Genomic DNA, 25,010 nt, shown 5'->3' on the forward strand with positions numbered 1-25,010 from the left:
AATTTGTTGTTGTGCTAAGCGTAAACGCCTGCACAGACTGTGCCATTTATAATATGGGCTAGGCTGCGATCCCTTGTAATGTGGCAATGATGGTACGTCTTCCACCATGATCTCGGTGTTCGCCAAGCATGATGCCCTGCCATGTACCAAGAGCAAGTTTGCCTTGCTGGACAGGGATGGTAAGTTGACAGCCCAATATACTTGATTTTAAGTGGGCAGGCATATCATCTTTACCTTCGTAAGTGTGTCTAAAAAAAGAAAGTTCTTCTTTCACGCTGTGATTAAAGAAGGCTTCCATATCGTGCCTCACCGTAGGATCAGCATTTTCGTTTATAGTCAAACTTGCACTGGTGTGCTGAAGCCAAAGGTGTAAAAGCCCGACTTCAACACGACGAATACTTGGCAAGGCTGATTCCACATGCTGAGTGATGAGGTGGAACCCCCTTGGATAGCTGTCTAATGTAATTTTTTCAGACTGCCAGAAATTATTTGTCAAAACAAATTTCCAAATGTGCTAACCCTTCGTCGCACATAAATGGAAGAATAATCTTTGCTCCGTCGACTTGATGGCTAATGGTATGTTGCTTTCCTGACACAACGATAGGCGTTGCCATACCAAATTCGTATCCGCGCTCTGCAAGGTCGCGCTTTGCGTTACCGCATATCATGTTAGTGACTTCGCCTACCATGTCGCCGACTTCAGCATCCAGTTTTTCTGGTCGTTCGCCTACCATTCTTTCCATAATAGTAAGTGCTAACGATTCATCGAATGTAATAGACATTGAGCCTCGAACATCTGGGCCAACCATGCCAATTAAACCTGATACGTCGCCCTTTGCGATATCGCTTTGCTTGCGTTTTGGCTTTCCTGGCGTAAGTTTAGTTTGTGCCATTGTCTCTAGCACGTTCAATAAGCCAGCAATAAACGGGTTCACAAAATCAGCATTCATGTACACTCTCCTTGGCAGTGTGATCTTCCGTTTGTTGACATTCGGCGCATAAGCCATGAGCCTCTATCGTTTGTTTCGACACCTTAAATCCGTGTTGTTTTGCTTGATGATCAAGCGTCTCTTTAAGCCCTTCAGATTGAATTTCAGCAACATCACCGCAACTGTCACAAATTAGGAACTGAACGGGATGACTGCATCCAAAATGGTAGCAGGCGACAAAAGCATTAGTAGACTCTAATCGGTGAATAAACCCAAAATCGAGAAGAAAATCTAGAGCGCGATACACTGTCGCTGGTTTGGCACTAGACTCAGTTTCTTTTAATGAGTCGAGCAGTTCATAGGCACCCATGGGGCCGTGTTTTGAAACAAGAATTTCATACACCTTTTCTCTAAGCGGTGTGAATCGGGCACCGCGTTGCTCGCAATAAGCACGTGCCTTATGAATTAGTGTGGTTTTATTCATTGATGATAACCGTAACTCGACTTTCATTGTTATATTAAAGCGTCACTTCTGGATCACGTTTTTTTGTGTGCACATGAGCTATCAACTCATCTTCCAAGGCAAATCGCTCTTCTAATGTTTCACCGAGCTTGGCTAGCGCTAAATCGAAATCAGCGGCCTGCTCAGGCGTTACTGCTTCTGCAAACGTATCATTAAATGCGAGTGCTGCGTCAGTGGTTTTTGTCAATCTGGGGTAAAGTTCGTCTCTTAACGCAAGACCTTCGCTATCATTTTCCACTAAAATGTCGAAAACTTCGAAATGTCCTACTGAAAGATAATCAAGTAATGCACTGCAAAAATTAGCAATCTCATCGGCGTCAGGTAAGCTTTCACTGTGCTTAGTAATGCCTGCTAGCTCACAGAACGAAACTAATAGAGCTTGCCTGTCCATCAGCCAGCGGTCGATGACCTGGCTCTTTCCACCCCACCTTGATTTAACGCTTTCTAACTGTTGCAACATTTTGATGTGCTACCCGTTTAGCGACAATAATTTTTAGTATAACACTGTGCACTAGCGACACAAATTTTGCGCGAAAAAGTTCTTTACAAAATGTACGGTATCGATCACTACCCTGTGGATTAGTGTAGTATGAAGCCCTTATAGACAGGAGTACTGCGTTATGATGATAAAGCTAGATGAGACGAAATTGACAACCCAGCAAGCGTTATGGGTGGTTTTTAGTCGTGGAAAAATAGTCATACAAGAATCATCAGACTCAATTCCTGTCGCCTATTTAAGCGATATACCGTTTTTAGCCTCTTATGTAGATGACATTCACCAGCTTCCACCATTAAACGAAACGGCGCAGCGAGACATGCCTGTTTTCGTTGTTGATTTAGGCGCAGAACATATAGACGAACCGGGTTGGGAGCGCGTTTCTCTTAGGCAATTACTTTTCGCTGAACACGATATAGCGTTTTCGGTGATAGGCAGAGCGTGGCAGTACATTCATTTCTTGCGTACTCATCAGTATTGTGGCCAGTGTGGTGCCAAAACCGAGCGTGTAGATTGGGAAATGGCTATGCATTGCCACCGATGTCAACACCGCAGCTATCCTAGAGTATCGCCCTGTATCATTGTCGCTATCCATAACAATGAAAAGATCCTCTTGGCAAAAGGCGTTCGTCATAGAGAAGCTAATATGTATTCAACCCTGGCGGGCTTTGTGGAAAGCGGTGAAAGCCTAGAGCAAGCCGTGCATCGAGAGGTCTTCGAAGAAGTGGGGGTTAAGCTAAAAAACTTGCGTTATTACCACAGCCAGCCTTGGCCATTTCCTCATTCTCTTATGGTTGGATTTATTGCAGAGTATGATGGAGGGGAGATTCGCTGTCAGGAGGATGAAATAGACGATGCACAGTGGTTCGAAATAGATAAACTTCCCAACATTCCTCCAAAAGTGTCTATTGCTGGACAGCTTATTGCAAAAACAGTGTCTCTGATCGGCAACAAATAAAAAACCCTGCCGAAGCAGGGTTTCAATAAGTTTAGCACGGTCCCGTGTTGGGCTTCTTTTCTTTAACGCTTATAGTAATAGCAAACACTCACTTTAAGTGCAAGTTACTTTTTAAAGTGATAATCAAGTAATGTTTGTCTTTAATAATCGACAGTACGTCGATTTGTCGTTAAATCGTTGATTTTTTAGTACAGGTTTTAGCACACCTTAGGTAAGAATACTGATATACTTTCGCGCTCTAATATCTTCAGTAATTTAGGTGAGTTATATGTCGCAAAATTTCCCCAGTGTTGATAAGCCCGCGTTAAAGAACGATCGTTATTTACGTGCGTTACTTAAGCAGCCGGTTGATGTCACACCTGTATGGATGATGCGACAAGCCGGACGCTACCTTCCAGAGTATAAAGCGACTCGCGCAGTGGCAGGCGATTTCATGTCGCTTTGTAAAAATGCAGAGCTGGCGTGTGAAGTAACGCTGCAACCTTTACGTCGTTTTCCTCTTGATGCGGCTATTTTGTTTTCTGATATTCTTACCATTCCAGATGCAATGGGGCTTGGCTTATACTTTGAAACTGGCGAAGGTCCACGTTTTAAAAACCCTATTACCTGTAAAGCGGATGTGGATAAGATTGGTCTTCCCGATCCAGAAGGTGAATTGCAATATGTAATGAATGCCGTTCGCACCATTCGCCGTGAATTAAAAGGTGAAGTACCGCTAATTGGCTTTTCTGGAAGTCCTTGGACACTCGCCACCTATATGATTGAGGGCGGTTCTAGCAAAGCATTCACCAAAATTAAGAAAATGGCTTTTGCCGAGCCAGCAACGCTTCACGCGCTTTTAGCAAAACTCGCTGACTCTGTAACTGAGTACTTAAATGCACAGATCGCGGCAGGCGCGCAGTCGGTCATGGTATTTGATACCTGGGGTGGCGTGTTATCTCCTCGTGACTATAAAGAATTTTCGCTTCAATACATGGAGCGTATCGTAAGTGGGCTAACCCGTGAAAACGAAGGCCGTAAAGTACCTGTAACCTTGTTCACGAAAAATGGCGGTATGTGGCTTGAATCTATTGCAGCGACAGGTTGCGATGCTGTAGGTCTAGACTGGACAATTGATATCAAAGAAGCACGTGCACGTATCGGTGACAAAGTCGCGCTACAAGGTAACATGGACCCTTCAATGCTGTATGCTCAACCACAAAGAATTGAGCAGGAAGTGGCGACGATTTTGGAAGGTTACGGTGAAGGTAGTGGCCACGTATTTAACTTAGGTCACGGTATTCATTTAGATGTGCCCCCTGAAAATGCAGGTGTGTTCGTCAATGCGGTACACGAGCTTAGCAAGCAATATCACAAGTAAGCATACTTCAATAAAGGAAGTCCAATGAAAACGTGGCTTGTGTTGTTGCTGGTAGCGTTTGCGTTGATAGCAGGGTATAAATTCTCTGGCTACCAGCATCAGCTCAGCGAATCTAACGCAGATAAAGAGCGACTAACCAACGTGTTAGCGCGCTCTCGCGCCACGGAAACGAGTGAATTGAAAGTAATCAAACCTGCCGCAAAGCTCATATCGAATGAAAGTGAGGAAAATCTTACTCAAGCGAATGCGGTGGATACGCGTCCAGTGCAATTTTTGAACGACGATGGTGCCGCGCCGGTAATGCTTTATTCTGAAACGGAAGGTTCGCTAAATACATTTTTCGCTTTGTCTCCGAATAATGAACGCTTTATTTTGGACTCAGTAAAGTGCGAAAACGGGCGTTGCCTTATTACTGGCGAGTACGACGGTTCTGAAAGCGAACTGTCATTGATGATTGAAGCGCTGGAACAAGAGCCATGGTGGCAATTTGGCCCGCCTGTTGTAACTACGCAAGTAGCGCAACGTGGCCTTAAGCTTAATGTTTCTTTCGCGACCCCTTCGCATCCCACTGCGAGAATACGAGACAACAGTGAAGTTCAGACCAACGCTAAACAAGAAGTGGCATCTGCGGGTTAAGCATCCCTAGGTAAACCTTTTTCTATCACTCTGATTAACCGCTCTTGCTGTCTGTTTTTATCTTCAATAGCGCGCTGCTTTTCTTTTTGACGGTCAAGCGCCCAGTTTATATGTCGGTCTACCAAATCACTGACACAGCCTAGCCGTTCTTCTAACAAAAAAACGCTTTTTTCATTGTACGGCGCGTTTCCCATAGCCACGGCAATATTGCGTTGCCACTTTTCAAAGCCTATACGCCTGATAGGTGAGCCCTCTGTATTGCGCAGAAACGTTTCTTCAGACCAACTGAAAAGCGTATTCAGACTCTGGCCGTGAAGCACTTGTCTTGGATGAAAATCTTCTTCATTGGTGACGTCGGCAAAGCGGTTCCAAGGGCAAACCAACTGACAATCATCGCAACCATAAATGCGGTTACCCATCATTGGCCTTAACGCTTCGGGAATGTCTTTATCTGACTCAATAGTAAGGTATGAAATACAGCGGCGCGCGTCTACCTTGTAAGGTGCAACAATGGCGTTGGTTGGACATATCGTTAAGCACGCCGTACAGCTACCGCAGCCTTCTTCAATTGGAGAGTCGACCGGCAGCGGTAAATTAATAAAGAGTTCGCCTAAGAAAAACCAAGAGCCGGCTTCTTTATTTAGCGTAAGACTATGTTTGCCAGTCCAGCCAATACCTGCTTTTTCCGCAATAGCGTGTTCCAGCACAGGTGCCGAATCGACGAAGGGACGGTATTGGGTATGCGCAAGAGAAGCAGTGATCTTTTCACCTAATTGTTTCAAGCGCTTGCGCAACACCTTGTGGTAGTCGCGACCTAAAGCATAACGACTTATGTAGCCAACTTCTGTGGCTTTTAAGTGTTTTGCAAACGAAGCATCAGGCGGCAAGTAATTCATGCGTACGCTAATAACGCGCAACGTACCCGGGACAAGCTCATCCGGGCGTGCACGCTTCATCCCATGGCTTTCCATAAAGGCCATGTCACCGTGATACCCATTGTCTAACCATTCCTGCAGGCGGGCCTCATGCTGATGTAGATCAATATCGCTGATGCCAACCTGCTGAAAGCCTAGCGCTGTACCCCAAGCCTTGATATTGTTGGTTAATTCAACAAGGTCGATAGAACTAATTTCGGACATTTGCTTATGCTAGATACTCAACTAACGTCAAGTTTATCATACAAACTATTTCGGGCCGATCAGGTTAGGGAAAATGAAGCGCAAGCGGCCGCTGACTCGGGCTGTGATATGTTCACATTGATGCAGCGGGCGGGAGATGTGGTATTTAAGCAATGCTTAGAGCTAATGCCTAACTCGGACATTTATTTGGTGCTCGTGGGGCAGGGTAACAATGCGGGCGACGGTTATATTGCAGCGATAAACGCGAAACTAGCGGGTAAGCAAGTGCATTTGTGTGCGGTAGAGCCTGAACGCACGTTAGAGGGCGATGCGGGCAAAGCACAGCAACGTTGGCTCGACTCGGGCGGCAGCATCAAAGGGTTTGATGCTAGTTTGTTGGAAAAAGCAGACGTGGTGATTGATGCCCTTCTTGGAACGGGTATTAATAGCTATATTCGCAATGAATTTGCCGATGTTATTGATGCAGTTAATGCATCATCTACACCTGTTGTGAGCGTTGATGTACCATCTGGGCTAGATGCCAATACTGGGCAAAGTTTAGGTCGCTGCGTTCAGGCCGATATCACCGTGACATTTGTGGGTATTAAGCCCGGACTAGTAACGGGCGCGGGAAAACAGTCGTGCGGTAAGTTGGTATATGCAGATTTGGGGATTGGCAAAGCATTTCATGCATTGGCGAAAGCCAGCGTAACCATGCTTAATATTGACCATTTCAAAGGCATGGGGCCACGAGAAATAAATAGCCACAAAGGCACCTATGGACGGCTGTTATGCATTGGCGGAAACCGCGGTACTTCAGGGGCTATTCGCCTAGCGAGTGAAGCGGCGCTGAGAAGCGGAGCAGGCATGGTGCGCGTCTACACGCATGAGTCGTCTGTCGTTCAGGTTAGCGCAGGGCGCCCCGAACTCATGGTAACCGACTATAATTTAGAAGATGCACTAGCGTGGGCAACGTGCGTAGTCATTGGACCGGGTCTTGGGCAGGACGACTGGGCAGAGAGCGCATTTGAAACCACAATGAAGCACTGTCAAAGTCAAAACAAGCCGGTGGTCATTGATGCCGATGCTTTAAATTTATTATGTAAACAGTCGACAGCGTACACCTTGTCAGACAGCATTTTAACTCCGCATGCAGGTGAGGCAGCACGCCTACTTGGTGTATCCATCGACGATGTAGAAAGCGATCGTTTCAATTATGCAAGACAGTGCTCGCAGCGGTATCATGCCGTTTGTGTGCTTAAAGGCGCGGGTACGCTAATTGATAATGAAAAGAAAACATGGGTTTGCCGCCATGGAAACCCTGGAATGGCCACCGCAGGAAGCGGCGATGTGCTAAGCGGAATATTAGGCGCACTACTCGCTCAGGGCGTAGAAACCGATATCGCCGCAAAATATGGCGTAGTACTTCATGCTAAGGCGGGTGATGATATTGCCCAACTGTATGGTCAACGTGGTATGATAGCGAGTGATTTGTTTGACGCAGTACGAGCACTCATAAACCACTAATTAGCGTGGTTTTGTCTTAAACGGGCAGGCATCTACTGTGTTTTCGGCTTTTTATTACTGTGGAATATTGTTGATGTCTTACCCGCAAACCTCTTTTTTTGCTAATGAATTAGAAGATACCGCGCAGCTTGCCAAAGACTTAGCGCAAGCCGTTTCAAGTCAGCTACCTACCGATGCCGTTATTTATTTAAATGGCGATTTAGGTGCAGGAAAGACAACCTTTAGTCGCTATTTTATCCAATCTTTAGGTCATTCAGGTAGCGTTAAAAGTCCAACCTATACATTGGTTGAACCTTATGAGTTAAATGACGTCAATATTTACCACTTTGACCTTTATCGCTTGGCTGACCCTGAAGAACTAGAGTTTATGGGCATTAGAGATTATTTCGGTTCGGGTGCCATTGCACTGATTGAATGGTCTGAAAAAGGCGGGGAATACTTGGCATCCCCTGACTTAGTGATTAGTATAAATATTACACCATCTGGAAGACAGTTTAATTTAGACGCCAAAAGTGCCCATGGCGCTAAGTTACTCCAGCAGTGTAAGCGCGTGTAGCGCGCAAAAGAAGTGTTAGAGAAATTGAACAAATAGCCGCTCCGAAGTTGACGAGAGCGACATAACAACAATACAAAGGCTAATTATGGTGCGCAGTATAGTTTCGGTACTATTATTGTGTTTCGTGGTGCAGTTGGCTCACGGCGCGCAAAATAACATCGACGGGGTCAGGATTTGGCCGTCGCCGGACAATACTCGCGTTGTTTTCGATATGAAATCAGCACCTGACTTCACCTACTTTACGCTGAAAAATCCGCTCCGTTTAGTTATCGATCTTAGTAATACTAGCAACGCTACCAAGCTATCAGGTATAGAGAATAGCGGTGACTTAATTAAAAAACTGCGCTATTCCACACCAAAAAACAAATCCTCTGCACGGGTGGTTGTTGAACTAAATAGGTCTACAAAACCTTCATTATTTGCAATAACACCAGACGGTTCGTATGGCCATCGACTGGTCATTGATTTGCCTGATAGCGTACCAAAGCCGCCTTCAATGCTAACAGCCTCGGCGTCAACAGGCTCAGTGGTTATTGATGATTCAATCAACGCGCGAGACCGAGACATTATTATCGCCATTGATGCAGGCCACGGCGGTCGTGACCCAGGCTCAATCGGCCCCGCAGGAACGTATGAAAAACATATCACGCTTAGCATTGCGAAGAAGCTAGAAGATAAGATAAATCGTGAGAAAGGAATGCGCGCAATCATGACCCGCGCAGACGATTATTATGTATCACCTAACCGACGTCCTGAAATTGCTAGAGAGAAAAAAGCCGACCTTCTTATTTCAATTCATGCCGATGCGTTTAGTCAGCCACAACCACGAGGTGGCTCAGTGTGGGTATTATCAATGCGAAGAGCCGACACTGAGCTAGGCCGTTGGTTAGAAAAATCAGAACGCCATTCAGAGCTGTTGGGCGGTGCCGCTGAAGTCATCAACGATAAATCGAGCGAGCGATACTTAACTGAAACTATTCTAGGCCTATCTATGGATCACAGCATGGCCACAAGCCACGACCTTGGTAATAAAGTGGTAGAAGAATTAAAGCAGGTAACCAGTCTTCACAAAAGAAAACCGCAAGCAGCAAGTTTAGCTGTGTTGACTGCGCCAGATATTCCATCAATTTTGGTGGAGGTAGGCTTTATTTCGAACCCGCAAGAAGAGAAAAACCTCAACTGGTCTAAACATCGCGAACGTCTTGCAAATGCCATGTTCAATGCAGCAAAGCGCTACTTCAAGCAAGTTCCCCCTGATGGTACACTGTGGGCGCAAGAGAAAGCGAACAACCGCACGCATAAAGTGAGAAGCGGTGAATCTCTTTCTTTGTTAGCACAGCGCTACAATGTAAAAGTGAGTAGTATTAAAGCTGCTAACGATTTATCAAGTGATATTGTACGTGTAGGGCAAGTGTTAAATATTCCTAGAACATAGGCCCAACTGTTTCAAGAGACACTGCTTGCTTTGCTGTGGTGTACTCACATTCCGACCGCCACTAAACCATATAGTTAATTTTATAGGGTAGCCCTTTGCCTATACAGCTTTTATCTCCTCAATTAGCCAACCAGATTGCCGCAGGTGAAGTGGTAGAACGCCCTGCGTCGGTGGTTAAAGAACTGCTTGAAAATAGCCTAGATGCTGGTGCCACTAAAATAGAGGTCGATATTGAAAAAGGCGGACACAAGCGCATTCGAATTAAAGACAATGGCTCTGGAATAGCCAAAAACGAATTGCAGTTAGCCTTGAGTCGCCACGCGACGAGCAAGATCACTACGCTAGACGATTTAGAGCAAATTCTCTCTCTTGGCTTTCGAGGCGAAGCACTTGCCAGTATTAGCTCGGTAAGTCGATTAACGCTTACATCGCGGACGGAATATCAAACTGAGGCCTGGCAGGCATACTGCGAAGGCCGAGAAATGGCGGTAAATATAAAACCTGCAGCTCACCCCGTTGGAACGACGATTGATGTAGCCGACCTGTTTTACAATACCCCTGCACGTCGCAAATTCCTGCGCACAGAAAAAACGGAATTTCAGCATATTGAAGAGGTGATCAAGCGTATAGCCTTAAGTTACCCCAAGGTGTCGTTTGTTTTAAAACATAACGACAAGGTTGCAAGGCGATTTATTGCTGACAGACAAGGCAGTTTAGCAACGCGAATTGGCGCAGTCGTGGGGCAAAAGTTTATTCAAAATGCGGTGCAAATTAATACGGAATATGAGGGCCTGCAAATTGATGCATGGCTAGGCAATGAAGCGATGCTGCGAAGTAGCAACGATTGTCAGTTCAGTTTCGTTAATGGCAGAGGTATGCGTGACAAACTTATCATGCATGCTATTCGTCAAGCGTATGAGAGTGTTTGGGGCGTAATAGAGCAGCCAAGTTTTGTGGTGTATCTGACAGTTAACCCGAAAGATGTTGACGTTAATGTGCATCCAGCTAAACATGAAGTGAGGTTCCAGCAAGGTCGCTTGGTGCATGACTTTATATGTAAGACGGTAAGCGACGCACTACATGCCATGACAGATGACCAGCCTTTAACTGGCGTTGAAGCAAGCCGCCCAACAGGCTTTATGAATACTGAGGTTGAACACGATTACATTAGGCCTCTTCAAAGTCAAACGCCCGATACTACACGCGCGTTAAATGAAACCGCGCAATATCCTTCTGCACATACTTCGCAGCACACCTCGCAATCTCACAGCCCATATTCAGGGCACACTAGCGCCACACCTTCGGGAGGTGCTGGAAGTGGGCGAACCAGTGGTAATGCTCAAAGGCAGAGTCGAGGTCCAAGTGCAGCATATCAATCGAGCTACAATGCGTTAATGACGCCAAACAGCAACACAATAGACGGTGACAGCGCTCCAATTCCTAACCTTGCGCATGTGAATCTTACATCGCATTGTCGAATTTATCCTAAGCTAGACAATGCTTACCTACTTTGTGCGAAAAAGGTTGTAAGTTTCTGGCTGAAAGAACTATTTTTAAAAGCGCAACATAGCCAGCCGCTGTTAATGCCAGTTGCAGTTCCTCTTGAAGACGTCTCTGAACAACTTATTTCAACACTTAATGCCTCGCACTTTGAAGTTAATAGAGTTGCGGGTAAATGCCGCTTACAGCAAGTTCCGGCAGGCACTAGGCATTTTCCGTGGTTAAAGTGGTTTGAGTACTTCCTCACGCTGAAGCCGAATACGCAAATAACTACCCTCGATGATGTGCTAAAAGCGCTGGAGTTGCCTGATCAAATTTTAGATGATGAAGTGCTAAATGCGCTGTGGTACTGGTTGGATCAGCAAAACGAAGTTAAACAATGGGAAATTATTGAGCAATTTGCTACAGTGCGCCCCTTAAATTTAGTGCTAAACGTATGGGGAGAATAAGGTGTCCAATGGCATAAATTCTGCATTACCTGTAATAGCAATAATGGGCCCTACAGCATCGGGCAAAACGGGTTTAGCACTTGATATAGCTTCCAAGGTCGATTGCGAAGTGATAAGCGTCGATTCCGCCTTAGTGTATAAAGGTATGGATATCGGAACGGCGAAGCCCTCGCTTGAAGAGCGCGCTGGGACTATTCATCACCTCATCGATATTATCGACCCGGTGGAAAGCTATTCGGTGTCGCAATTTGTTAACGACACCAATGCGCTTATTGGCGATATTTTAGGGCGCGGTAAAGTCCCAATTTTGGCTGGAGGTACAATGATGTACTTTAATGCCTTGATAAATGGAATTTCGCCACTACCTAAGTCAGATGAAAAGATTCGGGACGAAATAACACAGCAGGCGCAGCGCTTGGGTTGGTCTAAATTACACGATGAATTGCGTGGCATAGACCCAATTAGTGGTGAGAGAATTCACCCCAATGATCCACAGCGCATTACTCGTGCACTGGAAGTGTACAGAAGCACCGGTAAAACGTTGACGCATTGGCAGCAACAAGAGGGTGAAAAATGCCCTTACAACATTGCACAATTTGCTATTGCGCCAACTGACAGATCTGTTTTGCACGAACGCATTGCGACTCGCTTCGATATGATGCTTGAGCAAGGGTTCGAGCAAGAAGTATTAAAACTCTACGAACGTAGTGATCTTCATGAGGATTTACCTTCTATACGTTCTGTAGGGTACAGGCAAATGTGGCAGTACCTTGATGGCCAATTAAGCTACGCTGAAATGCGTGAAAAAGGCATCATTGCTACAAGACAACTTGCTAAGCGCCAGCTCACGTGGTTGAGAGGTTGGGAGCATGTTACTTGGTTGGACACATTTGCTAACGATAATTTGACTAAAATTACAGCAAAAGTCACACTTTAAGTGTTTGAGTGTGGTATATATTAGACGTGCAGTGGTAGTAACATTGCTACCACAAATAATAAAAACTAAGGATATCAAATGGCTAAAGGGCAATCTTTACAAGACCCATTCTTGAACGCTTTGCGTAAGGAACGTATACCAGTATCAATTTATCTGGTAAACGGAATTAAACTTCAGGGGCAGGTTGAATCATTCGACCAGTTCGTCATTTTACTGAAGAACACAGTAAGCCAAATGGTGTACAAGCACGCAATCTCTACTGTTGTTCCAGCACGCGCTATCACAATGCCTAGCGCAGGAGACTCTGAAAATACTAAAGGTGAATAATTTAAAAGGTAACGCGCTTGTTTGACCGTTATGAAGCCGGTGAGCAGGCTGTACTTGTTCATATAAATTTTTCCGACGAGAACAATAAAGAAGACTTAAGTGAGCTAGAGTTACTTGTGTCTTCTGCAGGGGTGGATGCGGTAGACGTCATTACGACTTCTCGCAGTGCACCTCATGCGAAGTTTTTCGTTGGTTCAGGTAAGGCAGAGGAAATAGCAACGGCCGTGAAAGCTCACGATGCTAATGTTGTTATCTTCAACCACGCGCTTTCTCCTTCTCAGGAGCGTAATTTAGAAGCAGTGTGTAAATGCCGGGTGTTAGATAGAACGGGGCTCATTCTCGATATTTTTGCGCAGCGCGCAAGAACGCACGAGGGTAAGCTTCAGGTTGAACTAGCACAGTTGAGACATATCTCAACTCGTCTTATCCGGGGATGGACTCACCTTGAGCGTCAAAAAGGTGGTATCGGTCTTCGCGGTCCGGGTGAGACACAGCTAGAAACAGACCGTCGTTTACTTCGTGGTCGTATAAAAGCCATTCTTCGTCGATTGGAAAAAGTGCAAAAACAACGTGAGCAGGGACGTCGCTCTCGTAAACGCGCTGAAATTCCAACGGTATCCTTAGTTGGCTATACGAATGCGGGAAAATCGACACTGTTTAACACCATTACCGACTCACACGTTTACGCTGCCGATCAGTTGTTTGCAACGTTAGACCCCACGCTACGTAAAATCGAGTTAAAAGATGTTGGCCCAGCTATCTTGGCCGACACAGTAGGTTTTATTCGTCATCTTCCTCACGACCTAGTAGCTGCATTTAAAGCGACACTTCAAGAGACACAAGAAGCTGACTTACTGCTTCACGTTGTGGACATTGCCGATGCTAAATATCGCGAAACCATGGATGAAGTGAATGATGTTCTTGAAGAAATTGAAGCGGGTGACATTCAACAATTACTAATCTGTAATAAGATTGATAAACTAGACGACGTAAAGCCCCGTATAGAAAGAAACGACGAAGGCGTGCCAGTTAGAGTGTGGTTATCTGCACAGACAGGCGAAGGGACGGAATTGTTAAGCCAAGCTTTGACCGAGTGTTTAGGGAAAAGTATGGTAAATTACACACTTAAAATTCCGCCTGCACAAAGTCGATTGCGCGGTGTGTTGTACGAACTAAACTGTATTGCTAGTGAAGAATATGACAGTCAGGGCGATTGGGTAGTTAACGTAAGAATGCCCGCAGCTGATTGGAACAGACTAGAAAAGCGTCTGGAAAACGGAATATCAGAGTATGTTGTGCGACATTAATCAGTGCTAGTCACTGAATTGAGCATGCGAAATTCAAAAATATAACAGTAATCTATGGAGTATCAGCATGGCTTGGAATGAGCCGGGTGGCAATAATAACGACCCGTGGAAGAATCGCGGTGGGAAGGAACAAGGTCCCCCAGATTTGGACGATGTGTTTAAGAACTTATTCGGTAAGTTTGGAAAATCAGGTGGCAACGGCGATGGCTCGGGCAAAAGCCTAGGCGGAATCGGTGCTGGTATTCTTGTAGGCCTACTTGTCGTTATTTGGTTTATTAGTGGTTTTTACACTATTCGTGAAGCAGAACGCGGCGTAGTGCTTCGCTTCGGTGAATATCATGAGCAAGTAGAACCAGGTCTACGCTGGGCCCCCACTTTTATTGACTCTGTTATTCCTGTTGACGTGCAGTCAATTCGTGATCAGTCATCTTCTGGATCAATGTTAACGGAAGACGAGAACGTAGTAAGCGTTCAAATGGAAATGCAATTTCGCGTTGTTGATCCATATCGCTGGACATTCGCCGTTGAAAGTCCAGAGCAAAGCCTTAGCCAATCTCTAGACAGTGCTATTCGTTACGTAGTGGGTCATTCTAAAATGGATGACGTACTGACAGATGGTCGTGAAGTAACGCGTCAACGAGTATGGGAAGAGCTTCAAGCGATTATAGAACCCTACAACATGGGTGTTTCTATCATTGATATGAACTTCCGTGACGCTCGTCCACCAGAGCAAGTAAAAGATGCGTTCGATGATGCTATTGCTGCACAAGAAGATGAGCAACGTTTCATTCGTGAAGCTGAAGCCTATGCAAGAGAAATTGAGCCTCGTGCACGTGGTCAGGTGAATCGTATGAACGAAGAGGCACAAGCGTACAAAGAGCGTGTAACGCTAGAAGCGCAGGGTGAAGTTGCACGATTTGAAGAATTACTTCCTCAATACGAGCGCGCGCCTCAAGTTACTCGTGAACGTATCTATCTGGAAACCATGGAAGAAGTGTTGGGCAATACCAGCAAAATTATGGTGGACAGCAAAGGCGGCAACAACATGATGTACTTGCCTCTAGATAAAATTATGGAGCGTCAGCAGTCGACAACTAACAGTCGCTCACGTAACACGTTAGAAGGCCTTCAGGCACCAGTGACAGATGCTAACGGCAGAAGTCGCAATTCATCGCCGACTTCGGGTTTGCGTGGTGACAGCTTCAGAGAAGGGAGATAAGCATAATGAAGAATTTATTAATTGCAGCATTCGTTCTTCTTGTTCTGCTTGCATCAGGTTCTCTGTTCGCAGTTAAAGAGGGCGAGCGAGCCATAGTTATTCAGTTTGGTAAAGTGCAACGAGACGAAGCCACGGGTGAAACCAGGGTGTTTGAGCCAGGTCTTCACTTTAAACTTCCGTTCATTGACTCGGTACGAGTGCTAGATGCCCGTATTCAAACACTTGACGGCACGCCTGATCGATTCGTGACGAGTGAGAAAAAAGACCTTATCGTAGACTCATATGTTAAATGGCGCATCGATGATTTTGCACGCTACTACCTGTCAACTGGTGGTAATAAGCTGCAAGCTGAAGCGTTACTTAAGCAGAAAGTAAACAACGGTCTTCGTTCTGAGTTTGGTACACGAACTATTGCGCAAATTGTTTCTGGTGAGCGCTCGGCGCTTATGAATCAGGCAATGGAGCAAGCATCTACATCTTCAGACGAACTTGGTATCGAAATTGTTGATGTGCGCGTGAAGCAAATTAACCTACCGACTGAGGTCAGTAACTCAATCTTCCAGCGTATGCGCGCTGAGCGTGCAGCAGTGGCTCGTGAACACCGTTCAGAAGGTCAAGAGCAAGCGGAAGTGATTAAGGCGAATATAGACGCAAAAGTTACGGTAATGCTTGCTGACGCTGAGCGTAACGCTCGTCAGCTGCGCGGTGAAGGTGATGCAATTGCAGCGCAAATTTATGCTGATTCGTATTCAAAGAACGCTGACTTTTACAGCTTCCTACGCAGCATGGATGCCTACAAAAAAAGCTTCAACAGCAAGCAAGATGTGATGGTAATTGCACCTGATAGTGACTTCTTTAAGTATATGAATCAGTCGAAAGGCAATTAAATAGCGATCGATTTTCAAATCCAAAAGCCAGTCTTCAGACTGGCTTTTTTGTGTCATTCTTCAAGCTAACAGTTTGAAATGATGCGCTATATCTAAAAAATAGCAGGGCAGTTATGGATATGTGTAAACGGGATTAACCTCGTACTTACCCTATATACTGCCAAAATTTTACTAAATCGGGTAAAATACCGTCTGAATACTATTAAAACACGTCGCTATTTATGTACAAAGTTGATGCCTTCCCAGCATTTACTTTGATGTAGTAGACGTCAATAAACGACAGAGGGAAGATTTTGACAACGGAAAATACGAATACAGTGTCTGCCGATGATAGGGGCGGACAAGGTGGGTTATTCTCGCGATTTCTCACAACAGTGGAATGGTTAGGAAACTTACTTCCACATCCGGTAACACTATTTGCCTTGCTTTCACTGTTTATTGTGGTGCTAAGTGGAATATTAGGTTATTTCGATATTGCGGTGGCTGATCCGCGACCAGTGGGCGCAAAAGGACGTGAAGAAGACGGTATGATAGAAGTCATATCGCTTATGAGCGCAGAAGGTTTGCAGCGAATAGTTACAGGGCTAGTGACTAACTTTACCGGCTTTGCGCCGCTTGGTACCGTACTCGTTGCGTTACTTGGGGTGTCGGTTGCAGAGCACTCTGGTTTGCTGTCAGCGGCAATGCGCGCGCTTGTGATGAATGCTTCTAAGCGTGCAGTTACCTTTGCTATCGTCTTTGCGGGTATTGTTTCAAATACGGCTTCAGAGCTTGGTTACGTAGTGTTAATTCCCCTCGCAGCCATGATATTCCACTCATTAGGGCGTCACCCGCTTGCCGGTCTGGCTGCTGCGTTTGCTGGTGTTTCTGCCGGTTATAGTGCAAACCTGTTATTGGGTACAGTTGACCCGCTATTGTCGGGTATTACCGAAGCGGCTGCGCACATGATAGACCCAGACTACATGGTTGGCCCAGAAGTAAACTGGTATTTTATGTTTATCAGCACCTTTGTGGTAGCCACTATGGGCGCGCTGGTAACAGAGAAAATTGTGGAGCCAAGGCTGGGTAAATTCGACCCTGCTGACGCCTCGATTGACTTAGGTAAGCAGTCGATGGACGCACCAACTGACCTTGAAAAGAAAGGTTTGCGTTGGGCGGGCATTTCATTCGCCGCTGTTTGCGCAATATTAGCGCTAACGGTTGTGCCTGAAAATGGTATTTTGCGTCACCCTGAAACAGGTGAAGTAGCAGGCTCTCCGTTCCTGAAAGGTATTGTCGCGTTTATTTTTATTACCTTTGCTATTCCTGGCTTTGTTTACGGCAAAGTTACGAAGTCGATGAAAAATGATAAAGACGTTATCGATGCGATGTCAAAAAGCATGGGAGCGATGGGGCTTTACATCACCTTGGTTTTCTTTGCAGCGCAGTTTGTCGCGTTCTTTAAATGGACTAACTTGGGCACGGTACTGGCGGTAAAAGGTGCTGCACTGTTACAAGCCGCGGGCTTAGATGGCCCAGCCGTATTTATTCTGTTCATTCTTATGTGTGGGGTGGTTAACCTATCGCTAGGCAGTGCGTCTGCGCAATGGGCGGTAACTGCACCTATCTTTGTGCCTATGTTAATGCTTATTGGATATGCACCTGAAGTTATTCAGGCTGCTTACCGAATTGGTGACTCGGTAACTAACGTTATTGCCCCCATGATGAGCTATTTCGGCCTTATCTTGGCGATGGCGGCGCGATACAAAAAAGACTTGGGCATGGGGACGCTCATCGCGATGATGCTGCCTTATTCAATGGTATTCATCGTGGGTTGGACTATTTTATTCTATATATGGGTGTTCTTACTAGGTATGCCGGTAGGTCCAGGTGCGGCCACTTACTATCAACCCTAGTTTCAAATAAAGGCCAATTTATCCATCCATCTATTAATGAGATAACCCCGGCAACCTGAGCTGGGGCTAACAAAAAGCGGTAACTGTTTTTGAAATCTACTCTTAAGCAGCTACCGCTTTTTTTAATGCCTAAAATCTATGAAGACAATCTCTCTTTTTTGGCACCATTGAAGATCACAATGTAAGGTAATTCAGTATAATACGGATATAGCGCAGTACTCTTTGGACTATGAATACATGAAATACAAATCAAACAAGGGTTTTAGCCACGGTCAACCTGACAAAATTGGGGTTCTGGTTACTAACTTGGGCACTCCAGAAGCACCAACCAAGCAGGCCTTGCGCCCGTATCTTAAAGAATTTCTTTCTGATCCGCGTGTGGTTGAAGTGCCAAAGGCTATTTGGTGGTTTGTACTTAACGGTATTATTTTGAATTTTCGGCCAAAGCGTTCTGCAGAAGCCTACTCTACAGTGTGGACTGAAGAAGGTTCGCCATTAATGGCGATAACTAAAGCACAAGCATCGGCGATTGCTGAGCGTTGTAAAGCGAAGTATGGTGACGATGTTGTTGTCGATTTTGCCATGCGCTATGGAAACCCAGCTATAAGCGATACCATAGAAGCCATGCTGGCAAAAGGCGTACGCAAGCTAGTCGTGCTGCCTCTTTATCCTCAATATAGCGCTTCAACAACAGGCTCAACCTTCGATACCATTGCAAAAGACTTTACCACACGCCGCTGGCTACCCGAGTTACGCTTTGTAAACCACTACCATGATCGCGACAATTTCATTATGGCTCTTGCTAATAAAGTGAAGGCCCATTGGGAGGCTCACGGTAGGGCAGATAAGCTAATTTTGTCTTATCACGGCATTCCTAAGCGGTATTTGATGAACGGCGACCCGTATCATTGTGAATGCCATAAAACATCGCGTTTGCTTGCTGAAAAGCTTGGCTTGTCGCACGATGAGTATATGACCACTTTCCAATCTCGTTTTGGTCGAGAAGAATGGTTAAAGCCTTACACTGATGAAACGTTAAAGTCGTTACCTGAAAAAGGGGTGAAATCCATACAGGTGATGTGCCCTGGCTTTTCAGCTGACTGTCTGGAAACCATTGAGGAAATTGGCGAGGAAAATCGCGAGTACTTTATGGAGGCAGGCGGTGAGCGCTACGAATATATCGCCGCGCTAAATAGCGACAAAGAACACATTGATGTGCTGTTTGACATAGTGCAAGAAAATCTTCACGGGTGGACGGTAGAATCGGACAACGGCTTACGCGCTGGTTTGGCAAGAGCGCTAGGCGCTGAAAAATAACGTTTAGGAAAATAGCGTACCTCAAATAGTGCTCTGGAAAAGAGCACTTTGAAAACCAGTGCGCTGAAATAGAACGCAATGCAGGTAAAGTGGAGCCCAAGGGTTAACCGAACTTTTTAAAGGGAGATTACAACGTGGATGTAAAAGCACCGAAAGCGTTACTTAAAGCACAGAAACTCGCAAACTTGCTCGACACGGCTATCAAGCTTCCTTTTATTCCCATTAAATTCGGCCTAGATTCCCTTGTTGGCCTTATCCCTGGGGCTGGTGACGCGCTAATGTTGTTTGTGTCATTGCGCATTGTGTGGCTGGGGAAATCGCTAGGTATGCCAAAAGCTCTTATTGCGCAAATGGTAAAAAACTCGGCCATCGATTTTGGGTTGGGCTTTGTTCCGTTTGTTGGGGACATTGTAGATATATTCTATAAAGCGAACCAAAAGAACGTGCGTATAATGGAACGCTGGTGGATAAGCGAAAACAAAGCAAATGTCGATGCCGCCACCCAAGAGAAACTTGCTCAGTGGGAGCGCGAGAATAGCTAAGTGCCTACACCTTCTATCACTCTAGTGGCACTAACCCGTAGGTCTTTAGAATAGCTTAGTTACGGCGGCGCAAAGGCCCCGCTTAACCACATCGTGCAAGGTAGCAATCGACTGCGCCTCTTAATCAATAAATTAAGTCATAAAATACCAATCGTTTTCTATACTGAAGTCGTAGCAAATTACTAAACCCATAGAAATACCTCTCTACAAGGAGCGTGCAGTACATGAAAGCGTCTGACTTATTTGTGAAAGCGTTGGAAGCAGAAGGCGTAGAATACGTTTTTGGCATTCCCGGCGAAGAAAACCTCGACCTTTTAGAGTCGTTGCGAGAATCTTCAATAAAGCTCGTGCTTACCCGTCACGAACAAGGGGCGGGTTTTATGGCTGCCACCTATGGCAGGCTTACCGGCAAAGTAGGCGTGTGTCTTTCCACGCTTGGACCTGGGGCAACAAACTTAGTTACGCCTGCCGCTTACGCCCAGCTAGGCGCTATGCCAATGCTCATGATAACCGGGCAAAAGCCTATCAAAACTAGTAAACAAGGTCGTTTTCAGGTTATCGATATCGTGGATATGATGCGGCCCATCACTAAGTTTACTAATCAAATTGTAAGTGGAGACAGAATTCCTTCAACAGTGCGTGAAGCGTTTCGTTTGGCGCATGAAGAACGCCCGGGTGCAGTACATATCGAGTTGCCAGAAGACATTGCAGCAGAAGAAACCAGTGCCAAAATCATAACGCCCAGTCTGGCTCGACGCCCCATTGCGGAATATAAAGCCATTAACGCGGCTATCAGTGTGATTGAAGAAGCGCAATCACCATTGCTGCTTATTGGCGCAGGCGCTAATCGAAAGCTAACCGCGAAAATGTTAAGGGAGTTTGTTGATAAAACCTGTATTCCTTTTGTCACAACGCAAATGGGTAAGGGCGTATTAAATGAAAGTGATCCTCGCTTTGCAGGGAATACGGCATTGTCAGATGGCGATTTTGTTCACAGAGCAATAGAGCGAGCCGACCTTATTATTAACGTAGGTCATGACGTTGTTGAAAAACCGCCGTTTTTTATGCATCACAATGATAAGAAAGTCATCCATGTTAACTTCGATTCAGCTGCAGTAGACCCTGTTTATTTTCCTCAGCTAGAAGTTGTCGGAGACATTGCCAATAGTATATGGCAAATAAATGAAGGCATTACTCCTCAAGATACTTGGAAGCTAGACTTCTACAAAGACGTTCATAAAGCCTATGTTGAGCACCGCGCGGAAGCTGAAGATGACAATCGGTTTCCTATCTTGCCAGAGCGCCTGGTGCGTGATATTCGAAAAGTTATGCCTGAAAACGGCATAGTTACGTTAGATAACGGCATTTACAAAATTTGGTTTGCTAGAAATTACCCCGCTTATCATCCAAATACACTGTTACTAGACAATGCGCTAGCGACAATGGGCGCCGGCCTTCCTTCCGCTATTGGGGCAAAGCTAGTTAACCCCGACGTCCCGGTGTTAAGTGTATGTGGCGACGGTGGTTTTATGATGAACAGTCAAGAAATTGAGACCGCTGTACGGCTCAAGCTAGACCTAGTGGTGATCATCCTGCGAGACGATGCGTACGGTATGATTAAGTGGAAGCAAGCAAATATGAAGTTTGATGAGTTTGGTTTAGATTACGGAAATCCTAATTTTGTGAAATATGCACAGAGCTACGGCGCTCAGGGATGGAGGGTAGATGATACCGATGTGCTTATACATTTGGTAGATAAGTGCTTGAATACAAAAGGTGTGCACATTATCGATTGCCCGGTTGATTACAGCATGAATGACGAAACGTTAAACCACACGATTAAAGCGCTGAGTGCCAAGCTTTAAGCCGCCAATTTTTAAAGGTAAGGAGTGAATAATGTTAAAGGATAGCTACCCCTATTATTTAGCTAGCGAGCCACAGTACGCGAATACTGATTTGGAAGTAACAAACAAATACACCGGCGATGTGGCAACCAAGGTGGCAATGGCTGATGCAGACACCATCGACAAAGCCATAGCCGCGGCACAAAAAGCGCAGCCTGCAATGGCCGCCTTTGCGCCTTACGAACGACAGGCCGTGTTAGAGCATTGTGTGAAGCGTTTTAGCGAACGTGCTGATGAGCTAGCGCAAGCCTTATGCATTGAAGCAGGCAAGCCAATAAAAGATGCAAAGGGCGAAGTTACGCGCCTTATTGATACTTTCAAAATTGCAGCAGAAGAATCGGTTCGCATAAACGGTGAGGTGGTTAACCTAGAAATTTCATCGCGAGCGAAAGGTTATCAAGGTATGACGAAAAAAGTACCTATTGGCCCTTGCTCATTTATTTCACCGTTTAATTTTCCGCTCAACTTAGCGGCCCATAAAGTCGCGCCTGCCATTGCTGCTGGCTGTACATTTGTGCTTAAACCAGCGTCGCGTACCCCTATTGGCGCACTTATTATTGGTGAAGTACTGGCAGAAACAGACTTACCTAAAGGTGCGTTTTCAATTCTGCCGTGTAGCCGCGACGGTGCGGATCTATTCACCACAGACGAGCGATTAAAACTGTTAAGCTTTACCGGCTCGCCTGATGTGGGTTGGGCACTAAAAGCTAAAGCAGGCAAAAAACCTGTCGTGTTAGAACTCGGCGGAAATGCTGCGTGCGTCATTGACGAAGATGCAGATATTGAAGATGCCATCGAACGGGTCATTGTTGGTGCTTATTATCAGTCGGGTCAAAGCTGTATTAGTGTTCAGCGTCTTTTAGTGCATCGCAAAATATACGATGAGTTTAAGTCTCGCTATGTAGAAAAAGTTAAGGCGCTAGTGTCTGGTGACCCTTCTGATGAAGATACGTTTATCGGGCCGATGATTTCAGAAGGTGAGGCTGAGCGTCTTCAAGGATGGATTGAAGAAGCGAAAGACAGAGGTGCAACCATTCTATGCGGCGGTACACGAGAGGGCGCGATGCTAGAGGCAACCGTGATGGAAAACGTGCCTAAAGACTGTGACGCAAGTGCGGAAGAAGCCTTTGGACCTTTATCTATACTCGTACCATTCGATAACTATGATGACGCCCTTAAGGAAGTGAATAATAGTCGCTATGGCCTGCAAGCCGGAGTGTTCACCCGAGATATATACAAAGCGCATAAAGCGTGGGATGTACTTGATGTGGGTGGCGTCGTCATTGGCGATGTGCCTAGCTGGCGAGTTGATAATATGCCGTATGGCGGTGTAAAAGACTCTGGGCTTGGTCGTGAAGGCATTCGCTATGCTATTGAAGACATGTCGGAAACGCGGCTTATGGTAATTCGAACACCGCAAAAGTAATGGCAGTGGCTAGATAAGTACAAAACGACAATGTTTGTGTTTGCCGAAGGTTAGTGATTCTAGGGCATGTTTTAACATGCCCTTTTTGTAAGCCAGAAAAAGAAACCTTGTTCAAGGTGTTCACTGGGGTAACAGTTTCTACCTATTCATTTGAAAGATAAAAGTTGTTTAATCTGCTGCGTATTCTTCTAGAAGGGACAAAGGAATGATATCTAGTGCTTTTTCATGGGTTGCTTCTAAGCGGACCTTCGGCGCAACGCCCGCTTCATAGGCTTGAAGCCAGCGAGCTGCACATAAACACCATCTATCGCCGTCTAGTAAGCCCGGAAACGTCATACTAGGCCATGGAGTAATAAGGTCGTTACCTTGGCGCAGCGAGAATTGGAGAAATTCATCGGTCACAACAGCACATACACTGTGATTACCTACATCTGCATCTGGAACATAGCAAAACCCCTCACGCGTAAACCCCGTATTGCCGCAACACAGCTGCAGCGGGCGACCATAAACATTTTTTGCATTCGCCAAAATCAGAACCCTCTCTTACAACGTATCTTTCTAGTAATATATTTTATCAAAGTGAAAACATACATTACCTCGAAAATGACCAGTAAAGGCCATTGGCTTTAGCTGTTAACCTTATGACCCTTAGCATAAAGGGTCAACTACAATGCAATACGGTAACTACGTTTAAAGGTAAATAATCGTGCTCGATAAAAGTAAAAAAACAGGAGATAGTAATTTCTCGGAGGAAGAAATAGCGCGTTTTGATGCGTTAGCAGAATCATGGTGGGATCCAAAAGGAAAATACAAAACCGCATTAGACTTTAATCGAGCCAGGCTAGATGTCATTAAGGCACAAATTGAGGACCATTTTGGAAAGGGCAATCTACCACCTGACTATTCAACCTTGTCGGTGATTGATATTGGCAGTGGTGGAGGCCTAATCAGCGAGCCACTAGCTAAATTAGGGGCAAATGTTACCGGGATTGATGCAAGCGCAGTAAGTGTTGAGGTTGCTAAGCGCCATGCGTTAAAAAGTGGGGTTAACGTTAACTATAGGCACATGCTATCAAGTGAGGTGGTTAAAGAGGAGCGACAGTTCGACGTAGTGATAAATGCAGAAGTTGTTGAGCACGTACCCGACCAGCAGCAGCTCATAAAAGAGTGTGCAAGCTTAGTGAAACCTGGTGGCCTGCTCATTTTAGCCACCTTGAACCGAACGCTTAAAAGCTATGTGATTGCTATAGTGGGGGCAGAATATGTTATGCGCTATTTGCCAATTGGCACGCATGACTGGAAGAAGTTTGTAAAACCCAAAGAGCTCAATGAATGGGCGGGTGACGAATTTACACTTAAACATCAAATTGGAATGAAGCTAAACCCGTTTAAAGGCGAATGGCTTACCACATCAAGTCTTGCTGTTAATTTCATTCAAACGTATTCGAAAAACAAATAAGTGACTATAGGTGCAGTTTATTGTGCGCATGAATGTGAAAAATGGTATTGGATGATATACGCAACATTTGAGCTTAAACGTATGAATTGAAAGCGTATTACTTACTCACTAAGCAGTAAAAACTGACAATTGCTTGAGTTCGCGTTGTTAAAATTTGTGCAGTAAGCTTGATCTTTACATTGTGTTCACATAATTATAACAAAGGTCTGACCACAGACCACATATAACCATAATTATGGGACACACACGATGAATCTAACTAAGCTTATTCAACAAAGACGCACACATAATAAAATTACACCG

General features: G+C 45.3%; 24 protein-coding genes. 18 read left to right on the forward strand and 6 right to left on the reverse strand.

Going from position 1 to position 25,010, the window contains the following annotated elements; all coding sequences use genetic code 11:
• Positions 1-58: 58 nt before the first annotated feature.
• The 4 genes from ACHUFN_RS11000 to rsd are packed head-to-tail and all read right to left on the reverse strand — an operon-like array spanning position 59 to position 1,912.
• Positions 59-496, reverse strand: coding sequence for a secondary thiamine-phosphate synthase enzyme YjbQ (locus ACHUFN_RS11000; protein ID WP_394222426.1), 438 nt, complete (start codon positions 494-496; stop codon positions 59-61).
• Positions 486-950, reverse strand: a complete 465-nt coding sequence (locus tag ACHUFN_RS11005; RefSeq protein WP_014951104.1) for a chemotaxis protein CheX — start codon at positions 948-950, stop codon at positions 486-488. Before ACHUFN_RS11005 ends, ACHUFN_RS11000 begins: the two co-directional genes overlap by 11 nt.
• Positions 940-1,413 (reverse strand): transcriptional repressor, encoded by a 474-nt coding sequence (locus ACHUFN_RS11010; RefSeq protein WP_394222427.1) that lies wholly within the window; start codon positions 1,411-1,413, stop codon positions 940-942. The genes ACHUFN_RS11005 and ACHUFN_RS11010 overlap by 11 nt, the downstream gene beginning before the upstream one ends.
• 34 nt (positions 1,414-1,447) lie before the next feature.
• Positions 1,448-1,912: a sigma D regulator gene (gene rsd, locus ACHUFN_RS11015; RefSeq protein ID WP_394222428.1), complete on the reverse strand. Its 465-nt coding sequence runs from the start codon at positions 1,910-1,912 to the stop codon at positions 1,448-1,450.
• 160 nt (positions 1,913-2,072) lie between these two features.
• On the opposite strand from rsd, the gene nudC reads away from it, so the two are divergent.
• The 3 genes from nudC to ACHUFN_RS11030 all read left to right on the forward strand — a co-directional run bounded on the left by nudC (position 2,073) and on the right by ACHUFN_RS11030 (position 4,902).
• Positions 2,073-2,906, forward strand: coding sequence for an NAD(+) diphosphatase (gene nudC / locus ACHUFN_RS11020; RefSeq protein ID WP_394222429.1), 834 nt, complete (start codon positions 2,073-2,075; stop codon positions 2,904-2,906).
• A 268-nt stretch (positions 2,907-3,174) separates the two neighbouring features.
• The gene (hemE, locus tag ACHUFN_RS11025; protein WP_394222430.1) at positions 3,175-4,266 is read left to right on the forward strand and encodes a uroporphyrinogen decarboxylase; all 1,092 of its coding nucleotides are present in this window, start codon (positions 3,175-3,177) and stop codon (positions 4,264-4,266) included.
• 24 nt (positions 4,267-4,290) lie between these two features.
• On the forward strand, positions 4,291-4,902 hold the full coding sequence (locus tag ACHUFN_RS11030) for a hypothetical protein (RefSeq protein ID WP_394222431.1): 612 nt from the start codon (positions 4,291-4,293) through the stop codon (positions 4,900-4,902).
• Here ACHUFN_RS11030 and queG read toward each other — a convergent pair.
• Entirely contained in the window at positions 4,899-6,041 is a 1,143-nt protein-coding gene (gene queG, locus ACHUFN_RS11035; RefSeq protein WP_394222432.1) for a tRNA epoxyqueuosine(34) reductase QueG, read from the reverse strand. The two genes, ACHUFN_RS11030 and queG, sit on opposite strands and share 4 nt — an antisense overlap.
• Positions 6,042-6,047: 6 nt before the next feature.
• Between queG and ACHUFN_RS11040 the strand changes: the two genes are divergently transcribed.
• The 14 genes from ACHUFN_RS11040 to ACHUFN_RS11105 all read left to right on the forward strand — a co-directional run bounded on the left by ACHUFN_RS11040 (position 6,048) and on the right by ACHUFN_RS11105 (position 23,248).
• The gene (locus ACHUFN_RS11040) at positions 6,048-7,547 is read left to right on the forward strand and encodes an NAD(P)H-hydrate dehydratase (RefSeq protein ID WP_394222433.1); all 1,500 of its coding nucleotides are present in this window, start codon (positions 6,048-6,050) and stop codon (positions 7,545-7,547) included.
• 73 nt (positions 7,548-7,620) lie between these two features.
• A complete protein-coding gene (tsaE, locus tag ACHUFN_RS11045; protein WP_394222434.1) occupies positions 7,621-8,103 on the forward strand; it encodes a tRNA (adenosine(37)-N6)-threonylcarbamoyltransferase complex ATPase subunit type 1 TsaE in 483 nt (160 codons plus the stop codon).
• A gap of 85 nt (positions 8,104-8,188) precedes the next feature.
• The gene (locus ACHUFN_RS11050; RefSeq protein ID WP_394222435.1) at positions 8,189-9,538 is read left to right on the forward strand and encodes an N-acetylmuramoyl-L-alanine amidase; all 1,350 of its coding nucleotides are present in this window, start codon (positions 8,189-8,191) and stop codon (positions 9,536-9,538) included.
• A 95-nt stretch (positions 9,539-9,633) separates the two neighbouring features.
• Positions 9,634-11,487, forward strand: a complete 1,854-nt coding sequence (gene mutL / locus ACHUFN_RS11055) for a DNA mismatch repair endonuclease MutL (RefSeq protein WP_394222436.1) — start codon at positions 9,634-9,636, stop codon at positions 11,485-11,487.
• A gap of 43 nt (positions 11,488-11,530) precedes the next feature.
• A complete protein-coding gene (gene miaA / locus ACHUFN_RS11060; RefSeq protein WP_394222491.1) occupies positions 11,531-12,424 on the forward strand; it encodes a tRNA (adenosine(37)-N6)-dimethylallyltransferase MiaA in 894 nt (297 codons plus the stop codon).
• A gap of 78 nt (positions 12,425-12,502) precedes the next feature.
• On the forward strand, positions 12,503-12,751 hold the full coding sequence (hfq, locus tag ACHUFN_RS11065) for an RNA chaperone Hfq (RefSeq protein ID WP_014951092.1): 249 nt from the start codon (positions 12,503-12,505) through the stop codon (positions 12,749-12,751).
• 17 nt (positions 12,752-12,768) lie between these two features.
• The gene (gene hflX, locus ACHUFN_RS11070; RefSeq protein ID WP_394222437.1) at positions 12,769-14,058 is read left to right on the forward strand and encodes a ribosome rescue GTPase HflX; all 1,290 of its coding nucleotides are present in this window, start codon (positions 12,769-12,771) and stop codon (positions 14,056-14,058) included.
• A gap of 67 nt (positions 14,059-14,125) precedes the next feature.
• A complete protein-coding gene (gene hflK, locus ACHUFN_RS11075; protein ID WP_394222438.1) occupies positions 14,126-15,277 on the forward strand; it encodes an FtsH protease activity modulator HflK in 1,152 nt (383 codons plus the stop codon).
• Between the two features lie 5 nt (positions 15,278-15,282).
• Positions 15,283-16,164: a protease modulator HflC gene (gene hflC, locus ACHUFN_RS11080; protein WP_394222439.1), complete on the forward strand. Its 882-nt coding sequence runs from the start codon at positions 15,283-15,285 to the stop codon at positions 16,162-16,164.
• A 293-nt stretch (positions 16,165-16,457) separates the two neighbouring features.
• The gene (locus ACHUFN_RS11085) at positions 16,458-18,059 is read left to right on the forward strand and encodes an AbgT family transporter (protein WP_394222440.1); all 1,602 of its coding nucleotides are present in this window, start codon (positions 16,458-16,460) and stop codon (positions 18,057-18,059) included.
• A 237-nt stretch (positions 18,060-18,296) separates the two neighbouring features.
• Positions 18,297-19,376 carry a ferrochelatase gene (gene hemH / locus ACHUFN_RS11090; protein WP_394222441.1) on the forward strand — a complete coding sequence of 360 codons (1,080 nt, stop codon included), beginning with the start codon at positions 18,297-18,299 and terminating at the stop codon, positions 19,374-19,376.
• A gap of 134 nt (positions 19,377-19,510) precedes the next feature.
• On the forward strand, positions 19,511-19,918 hold the full coding sequence (locus ACHUFN_RS11095; RefSeq protein WP_394222442.1) for a DUF4112 domain-containing protein: 408 nt from the start codon (positions 19,511-19,513) through the stop codon (positions 19,916-19,918).
• Between the two features lie 224 nt (positions 19,919-20,142).
• A complete protein-coding gene (locus ACHUFN_RS11100; RefSeq protein WP_394222443.1) occupies positions 20,143-21,783 on the forward strand; it encodes an acetolactate synthase large subunit in 1,641 nt (546 codons plus the stop codon).
• 31 nt (positions 21,784-21,814) lie between these two features.
• Complete coding sequence (locus tag ACHUFN_RS11105) at positions 21,815-23,248, forward strand: aldehyde dehydrogenase family protein (protein WP_394222444.1); 1,434 nt, start codon at positions 21,815-21,817, stop codon at positions 23,246-23,248.
• A gap of 168 nt (positions 23,249-23,416) precedes the next feature.
• On the opposite strand, the gene ACHUFN_RS11110 is transcribed toward ACHUFN_RS11105, so the two are convergent.
• A complete protein-coding gene (locus ACHUFN_RS11110; protein WP_394222446.1) occupies positions 23,417-23,776 on the reverse strand; it encodes a DUF2237 family protein in 360 nt (119 codons plus the stop codon).
• Between the two features lie 178 nt (positions 23,777-23,954).
• Here ACHUFN_RS11110 and ubiG point away from each other — a divergent pair, with 178 nt between their 5' ends.
• Complete coding sequence (gene ubiG, locus ACHUFN_RS11115; protein ID WP_394222447.1) at positions 23,955-24,707, forward strand: bifunctional 2-polyprenyl-6-hydroxyphenol methylase/3-demethylubiquinol 3-O-methyltransferase UbiG; 753 nt, start codon at positions 23,955-23,957, stop codon at positions 24,705-24,707.
• The last annotated feature ends 303 nt before the right edge of the window (positions 24,708-25,010 follow it).

Source organism: Alteromonas gracilis, assembly GCF_043642145.1.
GTDB lineage: Bacteria > Pseudomonadota > Gammaproteobacteria > Enterobacterales > Alteromonadaceae > Alteromonas > Alteromonas gracilis_B.

Excerpts from the sequence above, each read along its gene's own strand:
- ACHUFN_RS11005 (WP_014951104.1), bottom strand. The coding sequence starts at position 950 with ATGAATGCTGATTTTGTGAACCCGTTTATTGCTGGCTTATTGAACGTG.
- ACHUFN_RS11010 (WP_394222427.1), bottom strand. The coding sequence starts at position 1,413 with ATGAATAAAACCACACTAATTCATAAGGCACGTGCTTATTGCGAGCAA.
- rsd (WP_394222428.1), bottom strand. The coding sequence starts at position 1,912 with ATGTTGCAACAGTTAGAAAGCGTTAAATCAAGGTGGGGTGGAAAGAGC.
- nudC (WP_394222429.1), top strand. The coding sequence starts at position 2,073 with ATGATGATAAAGCTAGATGAGACGAAATTGACAACCCAGCAAGCGTTA.
- hemE (WP_394222430.1), top strand. The coding sequence starts at position 3,175 with ATGTCGCAAAATTTCCCCAGTGTTGATAAGCCCGCGTTAAAGAACGAT.
- ACHUFN_RS11030 (WP_394222431.1), top strand. The coding sequence starts at position 4,291 with ATGAAAACGTGGCTTGTGTTGTTGCTGGTAGCGTTTGCGTTGATAGCA.
- queG (WP_394222432.1), bottom strand. The coding sequence starts at position 6,041 with ATGTCCGAAATTAGTTCTATCGACCTTGTTGAATTAACCAACAATATC.
- ACHUFN_RS11040 (WP_394222433.1), top strand. The coding sequence starts at position 6,048 with ATGCTAGATACTCAACTAACGTCAAGTTTATCATACAAACTATTTCGG.
- tsaE (WP_394222434.1), top strand. The coding sequence starts at position 7,621 with ATGTCTTACCCGCAAACCTCTTTTTTTGCTAATGAATTAGAAGATACC.
- ACHUFN_RS11050 (WP_394222435.1), top strand. The coding sequence starts at position 8,189 with ATGGTGCGCAGTATAGTTTCGGTACTATTATTGTGTTTCGTGGTGCAG.
- miaA (WP_394222491.1), top strand. The coding sequence starts at position 11,531 with ATGGGCCCTACAGCATCGGGCAAAACGGGTTTAGCACTTGATATAGCT.
- hfq (WP_014951092.1), top strand. The coding sequence starts at position 12,503 with ATGGCTAAAGGGCAATCTTTACAAGACCCATTCTTGAACGCTTTGCGT.
- hflK (WP_394222438.1), top strand. The coding sequence starts at position 14,126 with ATGGCTTGGAATGAGCCGGGTGGCAATAATAACGACCCGTGGAAGAAT.
- hflC (WP_394222439.1), top strand. The coding sequence starts at position 15,283 with ATGAAGAATTTATTAATTGCAGCATTCGTTCTTCTTGTTCTGCTTGCA.
- hemH (WP_394222441.1), top strand. The coding sequence starts at position 18,297 with ATGAAATACAAATCAAACAAGGGTTTTAGCCACGGTCAACCTGACAAA.
- ACHUFN_RS11100 (WP_394222443.1), top strand. The coding sequence starts at position 20,143 with ATGAAAGCGTCTGACTTATTTGTGAAAGCGTTGGAAGCAGAAGGCGTA.
- ACHUFN_RS11105 (WP_394222444.1), top strand. The coding sequence starts at position 21,815 with ATGTTAAAGGATAGCTACCCCTATTATTTAGCTAGCGAGCCACAGTAC.